Annotated in this window: 2 protein-coding genes; both read left to right on the forward strand. The window is 71.1% G+C overall.

Annotated elements, in window-relative coordinates:
- The first annotated feature begins 163 nt into the window (after positions 1-163).
- On the forward strand, positions 164-1054 hold the full coding sequence (locus tag G3N93_RS39385; protein WP_206124837.1) for a peptidylprolyl isomerase: 891 nt from the start codon (positions 164-166) through the stop codon (positions 1052-1054).
- A gap of 8 nt (positions 1055-1062) precedes the next feature.
- Positions 1063-1893 (forward strand): hypothetical protein, encoded by an 831-nt coding sequence (locus tag G3N93_RS39390; protein WP_206135457.1) that lies wholly within the window; start codon positions 1063-1065, stop codon positions 1891-1893.
- Positions 1894-1938: the final 45 nt, after the last annotated feature.

Genomic DNA, 1938 nt, shown 5'->3' on the forward strand with positions numbered 1-1938 from the left:
AACCGGCGCTCGACGCGGCGCTGCACGCGGCACTCGTCGGCCGGGCGGTCGGCGCGGCGCCGCCACGCGGGATGGCGCAGCCGCTCGTCCTGCGCATGACGCTGACGGACGCGCACTGATGCAGCGTCCGCATTTCAAGAGCAATCGAGAGGGCAGTCGAACGATGATGACGAAGATGAAGATGCTGGCGATCGTGGCAGGCAGTCTCGCACTGGGCGCACCGTTCGCGGCGCACGCACAGGACGACGTGATCGCGAATGCCGCGCAGGCGTCGGTCACGCAGGACGATATCGCGGGGCTGCTGAAGGCGGTGAGCCCGGAGGGGCGTGAACGTCTCGCGGCCGATCCCGCCGCGCTCGACCAGGTCGTGCGTTCGACGCTCGCGCAGAAGGCTGTGCTGGCCGAGGCGAAATCGAAGGGCTGGGACAAGCAGGCGCAGGTGCAGGCAGCCGTCGAACAGGCGCGGCGCGATATCGTCGTGCGCAGCTATCTGGCGTCGGTGAATGCGCCGCCGGCCGACTATCCGTCGGATGCGGAGCTGCAGTCCGCGTATGACAAAAATCGCGCCGCGTTCACCGCGCCGCGCGCGCTGCATGTCGCGCAGATCTATATCGCGGTGCCGCCGAACGCGGATGCCGCGACGCTCGACAAGGCGCGCAAGCAGGCGGCCGATCTCGCGAGCCGCGCGCGCAGTGGCGATTTCGCGGCGCTTGCAAAAGCGAACTCGCAGGACAAGGCGAGTGCCGCGAACGGCGGCGATCTCGGTTTCGTGCCCGATCAATTGATGGTGCCGGCCGTGCGGCAGGCCGCCGACGCGCTGAAGCCGGGCCAGGTCTCCGCGCCGATCCAGACGCCGGCAGGCTTTCACGTCGTGAAGCTGATCGACGTCCGCGCGGCCGCGCCGCGTCCGCTGGCCGACGTGAAGGAGCAACTGCGCGCGATGCTGCGCGCACAGCGCACCCAGCAGAATGCGCAGGCGTATCTCGCGAAGCTCGCCGCGAACGCACCGATCAACGAAGACGCGCTGAAGAAAGCGCTCGCGTCTGCCCGGTAGGCGCGCTCATGGCAACCGTCCGTGCGACGCCGCGCGTCGATGCGCCCGCTGCACGCACGCCGGGGCGGCGCCGTCCGGCCGCCGCCGCCGACCGCCCGCGCCTGCCGAAAGCGAACCCGTGGCCGGGCCGGCCCGGCGAGTGGCCGACGCATTGCCCGCTGTGCTTCGGCGCGCTGGAGCCGTTGCCCGGCGCGGGCGGCTATGCGCGGCATCGCAGCGCGCGCTGCTCCGCGCAGTGCGTGCTCACGACGCGCCAGTATCAGCCGGAGGAACTGACGATTCGCGGCTCTCGCGACGTGCAGGTCGCCGCCCGGCATCGCGAGCGCTTCGTGGCGGAGTGGGCGCGCCATTACACGCTGATGCGGCGCGCGTGGCCCGCGCTCACGATCGCCCGTTTCATCGCGGTGATCTCCTGTGTCGACGTCGCGGATCTCTGGTCGTACCGGATGTTGCGCGACGACGATCTGGCGGCCGTGCTGCTCGTGCTGGCCGGCTTCCTGCGCGTGCCGGACGCGTTGGGCACCGACGCGCCGGGTACCGACACGCGCGCGCCGACGGTGCGCTGGGTGCGGTTCTGGTTCGACGCGAGCGTGCGCGACGTCGGCGATCTGTGGACGGCGGGCGGCAGCGCGCCGCCGCTGTTTCGCGTCGACTATCGCGAACCGCTCGTCACGCCGTATCCGACCGGCGCGCAGGTGCAGGCGTGGCAGCCGGTCGACGGCATGCGCGACGCGTGGGCGCAACGGATCGATGCACAGGAACCTGCCGTCGAAGCGTCCGATTGCGCAGCGTTCGCGCGTTTCCTGGCGCGCGCGTCGGCGGCGGGCACGAACCTGTGACGGCAGCCGTGAGGGCGCAATGGCGCCATTTCTGAAGGAGGCGCG

Source organism: Burkholderia sp. Se-20378, from assembly GCF_017104665.1.
Classification (GTDB): Bacteria; Pseudomonadota; Gammaproteobacteria; order Burkholderiales; family Burkholderiaceae; genus Burkholderia; species Burkholderia lata.

Bases quoted from the DNA above. Each gene is read 5' to 3' on its own strand.
- G3N93_RS39390 (WP_206135457.1), top strand. From the start codon at position 1,063: ATGGCAACCGTCCGTGCGACGCCGCGCGTCGATGCGCCCGCTGCACGC.
- G3N93_RS39385 (WP_206124837.1), top strand. From the start codon at position 164: ATGATGACGAAGATGAAGATGCTGGCGATCGTGGCAGGCAGTCTCGCA.